Source organism: Streptomyces sp. NPDC085946 (genome assembly GCF_044540485.1).
Taxonomy (GTDB): domain Bacteria; phylum Actinomycetota; class Actinomycetes; order Streptomycetales; family Streptomycetaceae; genus Streptomyces.
The window spans coordinates 309,924-316,243 of the sequence record NZ_JBITSF010000010.1 but is presented as its reverse complement, the minus strand read 5'-3'; the positions used below and the strand labels follow the sequence as shown (position 1 = coordinate 316,243).

General features: G+C 71.7%; 3 protein-coding genes. 2 read left to right on the top strand and 1 reads right to left on the bottom strand.

Translation table 11 applies throughout. The annotated features are described in order from the left end of the window. Positions 1-164: 164 nt before the first annotated feature. The gene (locus tag ACIF8T_RS22170) at positions 165-1,976 is read right to left on the bottom strand and encodes a coagulation factor 5/8 type domain-containing protein (protein WP_400037575.1); all 1,812 of its coding nucleotides are present in this window, start codon (positions 1,974-1,976) and stop codon (positions 165-167) included. 354 nt (positions 1,977-2,330) lie between these two features. On the opposite strand from ACIF8T_RS22170, the gene ACIF8T_RS22165 reads away from it, so the two are divergent. Together ACIF8T_RS22165 and ACIF8T_RS22160 are read left to right on the top strand one after the other, a co-directional pair. Further along, positions 2,331-4,229, top strand: coding sequence for a discoidin domain-containing protein (locus ACIF8T_RS22165; RefSeq protein ID WP_400037573.1), 1,899 nt, complete (start codon positions 2,331-2,333; stop codon positions 4,227-4,229). A 201-nt stretch (positions 4,230-4,430) separates the two neighbouring features. Beyond that, the gene (locus tag ACIF8T_RS22160) at positions 4,431-6,320 is read left to right on the top strand and encodes a DNA/RNA helicase domain-containing protein (protein ID WP_400037571.1); all 1,890 of its coding nucleotides are present in this window, start codon (positions 4,431-4,433) and stop codon (positions 6,318-6,320) included.

Below are 6,320 nucleotides of genomic sequence, written 5' to 3'. Positions count from 1 at the left end.
GGGGGGGCGGGGGGGGGCGGGGGGGGCCCCCCCCCGCCGGGGCCCCCCCCCCGCCCCGCCCCCCCCCGGGGCGGGCGGGGGGGGGGGGGGGGCCCGGGGGGGGGGGGGGCCCCCCCCCCCCCGGCTCCGCGGGGAGGAGCGGAGGAGGCCGGGGCCGCCGCCCGTCAGGGGTACGACACCACCGTCGACGGCACGGTGCTGCTGCCCGACGTCGGTGCCCCGGTGTCGTTGATGACGCACTCGTACTGCCCGTTGCCGCCCAGGGAGACCACCAGCAGGTGGTGGAAGCGCACGCCCGGCCGGACCGGGGCGGCGAAGCCGTGGTGCTGCACGATCGTGGGGTCGACGTTGTAGTAGCAGTAGCTGCCCAGGCCCCAGCCCTCGTGCGTGGTCACGTGGTCGCCGACCTTGTAGGCGGCGTACCCCTTGAGCGGGCCGTTCTGGATGGCGGCCTGGTCCGGGGCGTCGTACGCCTTCTCGTTCTGGAAGAAGACCGTGCGGCCGCGCTCGCCGTTCCACTGCACGTCGTACTTGTTGAAGTGCTCGACGAACAGGCCCGTCGCGAGGACGTCGGAGCCGTTGACGACCACGCCGTAGTCGGCGCGGTTGGTCTCCCAGCCGACGCCGTCGCCGTGGTCGGCGCGCCAGACCCAGGTGTGGTCGATGATGGTGTGGCGGCTGTTGACGACCATGCTGGTCGTCGCCTTGCCGGGGCCCGCCCCGCCGATGCGGATGAACACGTCCTGGACGGTGGTCGGGTTGGCGGAGTGGTCCCGGGACGCGCCCGCCGGGCCGACCTCCAGCAGGGTCGCGGAGTTGACCGGTCCGGCGTCGATGAGGAAACCGGCGAGGCGTACGCCGTCGACGTCGGCGACCTTCAGGGCGGTCACGCCGTTGTCGGGAATGATCGTGGCGTACCCCAAGCCCAGGACGACGGTGTCGGCGCGGGTCACCCGGACCGGCTGGTCGACGTGGTAGATGCCGGGGGTCAGGAGCAGGTTCAGGCCCTGGTCGAGCGCCTGGTTGAGGGTGGCCGCCGAGTCGCCGGGGCGGGCGACGTAGAAGCGGGTCAGGGGCAGGGAGGTGCCGCGCGGGGTGCCGTTGCCCCAGGTCACGCCCCGGGCGCCGGTCCGCTTCTCGGGCAGGAACACGCGGAACCGGTCGCCGCTGACGTACAGGAACGGCTTCTCGCGGGAGACCGGTGTGGTCGGGAGCGTGGTGTACGGCGGGTTGGGGAAGCTCTGCGCGGGAGCGCCCTCGACGCCGGAGAACACCATGTTCCAGACGCCGTTGAGCCAGCCGCCGACGACGCTGTCCCGGGTGTACCACTGCTGCTGCGAGTACGGGCCGACCTGGCCGTCGATGCGGCTGTCGGCGATGTAGCCGCCGCTGGCCCAGCCGTAGCCGCTGGGCGCGAGGTCGAGGCTGCCGCGCACGTGCATCCGGCGGAACGGCGCGGCCTGCGCGACCGCCCAGCGGTTGGTGCCGCTGACCGGGACGAGGGCGAGGTTCTCCGCCGACCGCCAGAAGTTCTGGGTGGCGTTGCCGCCGAACCAGCCGGCGTCCACCGTCACGTCGCCGTTGATCGTCGTGTCGTCGGGGGAGAGGCCGAGGCCGGCGATGGAGGTGTAGAAGCCGATCTGGGCGTTGAGGCCGTGGTAGGTGCCCGGCTTGAACAACAGCGCGTAGCGGCCGGTGCCGAACTGGGCCGACTCCTGACGGGCGAAGACCTCGTCCAGCCTGGCCTGGATGCCGGGCGTGGACGGGTCGAACACCAGGACGTTGGGTCCGAGGTCGCCACCGCCCCGCAGACGGCGCGGCCGGCCGCGCCCGGTCGAGGCCGCCGAGGGGGCGGAGGCGGGGGCGGCCGAGGCCACGGAGGGCAGGGCCGCCAGGACGGGCGCGGCGGCCGCGGCACCCAGGACGGCCCTGCGGCCGATCGCGGGCGGCGGGGAGGAGGGGGAGTCGGTGGACATGGGACGGCTCTCCTGGTTCAGGAAGTGAACGGTGTGGGGGTGGTGGGAGCGCTCTCTTGCCGCTGAATAGTTCATCGGCGCACCAGATGCGTCAAGGGTTGGGGCGAGAGTGGAGAGAGTGCGTCAAAACCCTTGACGAGGGCACTTGTTGAGGCTTAACTCACGTCCTAAATTAAGCTATGAGTGCAGCTGGTCGGACGAGTGGCGGGCGAGCCCCGCCGCCCGCGTCGGCGTGATCGGCGCGCGTGCCACCGCCGACACGCCACCAGCACGCCACCAGCGATGCACCACCGGTGACACGCCACCGGCTGTGCGCCCGGGACCCGGCACCCCCAACTCCCCTAGGAGAGCCGCATGCCATCCCGCACCCCCCGCAGATCCCGCACCCTCCTGACCGCCCTCGCCGCGACCGCCGCGCTGTCGACGATGCCCGCCTTCGCGGCACCCGCCCCCGGGGCCACCGCCGCCGGGGCCACCGCCGCGGCCGCCTGGGACACCGACCTGGCGGCGGCCGCCCGCACCGCGAACCCGGCCTCCGTGACCGCTTCCGGCAGCGAGAACGCGGGCACCGCCCCCGGCCTCGCCTTCGACGGCAACGGCACGACCCGCTGGTCCAGCAACTTCGCCGACGACGCCTGGATCCGCGTCGACCTCGGCTCCACCGTCCGCATCCACCGGGTCGTCCTGGACTGGGAGGCGGCCCACGGCAAGCGCTACGCCCTGGAGGTCTCCCGGAACGGCACCGACTGGACGCCCTTCTACACGGAGACGGCCGGCACCGGCGGCACGGTCACCGCCCACACCTACCCCCAGGAGGTCACCGGCCGCTACGTCCGCCTGCGCGGCATCGAACGCGCCACCCCGTACGGCTACTCCCTGTGGTCCTTCCGCGTGTACGGCGGCGCACCGGCCCCCGCCTCCACCACCCGCACCAACCTCGCCCTGAACCACCCGGCGTACGCGAACTTCTACCAGCACGCGGGCAACTCACCGGCGTTCGCGACGGACGGCGGCTGGCCGGCCGACCTGAAGGCCGACGCGAGCCGCTGGTCCAGCGACTGGAACGCCGACCGCTGGATCGCGGTGGACCTCGGCGCAACCTCGACGATTGACACCGTCGACCTGTACTGGGAGGCGGCCTACGCCGTCGACTACCGGCTCCAGGTCTCCGACGACAACCGCACCTGGCGCACGGTGCACCAGCCGTCCGCGTCAGAGGCCGCCGCCCGCCGCGCCGACGTCAGGTCGCCGTCCGAGGCGGTGGGCCTGCACGACACCGTCCGCCTGCCCCAGCCGGTCACCGGCCGCTACGTCCGCGTCCTCGGCGTCGAACGCCGCTCCTTCCACAACCCGGCCCCGTCGACCGCCCAGTTCGGCTACTCCCTCTACGAGTTCCAGGTCTGGGGCACCGGAGGCAGCGCGGCGGCCGCGTACCCGGCCCTCCCCGCCGACCAGCAGGGCACCTACCGCACCACCTTCTTCGACGACTTCACCACTTCCGGGCTCGACCGCTCCAAGTGGCGGGTGGTGCGCACCGGCACGGAGATGGGCCCGGTCAACGGCGAGGCACAGGCGTACGTCGACTCCCCGGACACCGTCCGCACGGAGAACGGCAGCCTGGTCCTGACCCCGAAGTACTGCAAGGGCTGCACCCGGGCGGGCGGCGGCACCTACGACTTCACCTCCGGCCGCATCGACACCCACACCAAGTTCGACTTCACCTACGGCCGGGTCAGCGCCCGCATGAAGCTCCCCGTCGGCGACGGCTTCTGGCCCGCGTTCTGGCTGCTCGGCAGCAACGTCGACGACCCGTCGGTCTCCTGGCCCTCCTCCGGCGAGACCGACATCATGGAGAACGTCGGCTACGCGGACTGGACGAGCACCGCCCTGCACGGCCCCGGCTACTCCGCCGACGGCAACATCGGCGCCCGCCAGACCTACCCCGACGGCGGCCGGGCCGACCAGTGGCACACCTACGCGGTGGAGTGGACCCCGACGGCGATGCGCTTCTTCGTCGACGACCGCCTGGTCCAGGAGACCACCCGCACCAAGCTGGAGTCGACCCGCGGCCAGTGGGTCTTCGACCACCACCAGTACGTCATCCTCAACTTCGCCCTGGGCGGCGCCTACCCGGCGGGCTGGAACAAGGTCACGAGCCCCTACTGGGGACTGCCGCAGTCGAGCGTGGACCGGATCGCCGGCGGGGGAGTGCGGGCGGAAGTGGACTGGGTGCGGGTGGAGCAGAAGGGGTGACCGGACGGGCCACGGGCGATCCGGTCGCCCGTGGCCCTTCTCGCCGTCACCCCGGCGACCACTCGTACGGCGGTCAGCTCCAACAGGTAATCTCGAGCGCATCGTCAACGCGGCCCGACGGGCTTCCGCTCCGCCTCGGCGGAGTCTCGAAGGACATGCCCCCACCCGCACGAGTCTCTTCGTGCTGCCTGGGGGAAGTCCTTGCTGTTCCGCGCGTCCGCGAAGACGGTCGCCGTCATGGCGCTCGACCGTTCGCTGTTCCTGCACCTCACCGACAACTTCGCCCATATGCACGGTTACCGGCCCGGTGCCTCGGAAGTGCGCTCGTGGGAGCGCAGCATCCCCGTCCTGGCCGCCGCGCTCGACGATGCGGGTCTGGGTGACGTGGAGGTCATGCTGGAATACGCGCTCCCGCTGAACAGCAAGCGTGCCGATGTCGTGCTCGCAGGCGTGCACCCCTCCACCGGAGAGCCGTCGTACGTCGTGGTGGAACTGAAGCAGTGGAGCCAGGCACTGCCCCACGAGGACGACGCCACCCTCTGCCACGTCGACGCCTACGCCCACCCGGTCCTCAACCCCATCGAGCAGGTGCGCCGCTACTGCGACTACCTCGTCAACTTCAACGGGGCGGTGGCCGAGCACGGACACCGGGTCAGCGGAGTGGCGTTCCTGCACAATGCCACGGAGTTCGGTGTCACCGGTCTGCGGGAGATCGAGCGTGACGGTCGCGGGCTGCTCTTCACCGGAGAACGCCGCGGCGCCTTCCTCGACCATCTCCGTTCCAGGCTGAGCGACAGGCATCCCGGAGCCCGGGCCGCGGACGAACTGCTCGCGGGCGCAACGGTGCCGTCCAAGCAGCTGATGTCCGTGGCCGCCGAGGAGGTGAGGGAACGCCAGCAGTTCGTCCTCCTCGACGAGCAGCAGGTCGCGTACCGCATGGTGCTCAACGCGGTGGAGAAGGCCAAGCACGCCGACCGCAAGGAGGTGGTCATCGTCACCGGCGGTCCCGGCACCGGCAAGAGTGTGATCGCCCTGCAGTTGCTCGGCGAGCTGTACCGGCGCGGCATCCCGGCACTGCACGCCACCGGCTCGCAGTCGTTCACCAAGACGATGAGGAAGGTCGCGGGCTCCCGTAAGCGGGAGGTCCAGGACCTGTTCAAGTACTTCAACAGCTTCATGACCGCCGAGAAGAACAGCCTGGGCGCGCTGATCTGCGACGAGGCCCACCGCATCCGGGAGACCTCGGCCAACCGCTACACCCGTGCCGAGCACCGGACCGGCAGGGCCCAGATCGACGAACTCATCGACGTCGCCTACGTGCCCGTCTTCTTCCTCGACGAGCACCAAGTCGTACGCCCCGGCGAGATGGGCACCGTGGCCGACATCAAGGCGGCGGCGGCCAAGCGGGACATCCCCTGCCACGTCGTCCCGCTGGACAGCCAGTTCCGCTGCGGTGGCAGTGACGCCTACCTGCGCTGGGTGGTCCGGCTTCTTGGTCTGGAGCCCGGCGGACCGGTCGTCTGGGAACCCGACGACCGCATGCAGCTGCTCGTCGCCGACAGCCCGCGGGAGATGGAGGCGTTCCTCGAGGCCCGCCGTGCCCAGGGCTACGGCGCCCGCATGTCCGCCGGCTACTGCTGGCGCTGGTCCCCGGAGCCCAAGCCCGGCGAGCCACTGCCGCCCGACGTCGTCATCGGCGACTGGGCCCGCCCCTGGAACCTGCGCGGCGACCGCTCCGTGTCGGGTGCGCCCCCGGCCGCACTGTGGGCCACCGACCCGGCCGGCTTCGGGCAGGTCGGCTGCGTCTACACGGCCCAGGGCTTCGAGTACGACTGGTCCGGCGTCATCATCGGCCCCGACCTGCTCTGGCGCGGCGGCCGCTGGATCACGGACCGCACGGCCTCCAAGGACCCGGTCTTCAAGAAGTCCACCCCGGACGCCGACGTGGACCGCCTGATCCGCAACACCTACAAGGTGCTGCTGACCCGGGGCATGGTCGGCACGATCGTGTACTCGACGGACCGGGAGACGCGGGAGAAGCTGCGGGAGCTGGCGGGCGGCCGGCTGGAGCGGCAACCTTCCACGGTTTGA

Bases quoted from the DNA above. Each gene is read 5' to 3' on its own strand.
- ACIF8T_RS22170 (WP_400037575.1), bottom strand. From the start codon at position 1,976: ATGTCCACCGACTCCCCCTCCTCCCCGCCGCCCGCGATCGGCCGCAGG.
- ACIF8T_RS22165 (WP_400037573.1), top strand. From the start codon at position 2,331: ATGCCATCCCGCACCCCCCGCAGATCCCGCACCCTCCTGACCGCCCTC.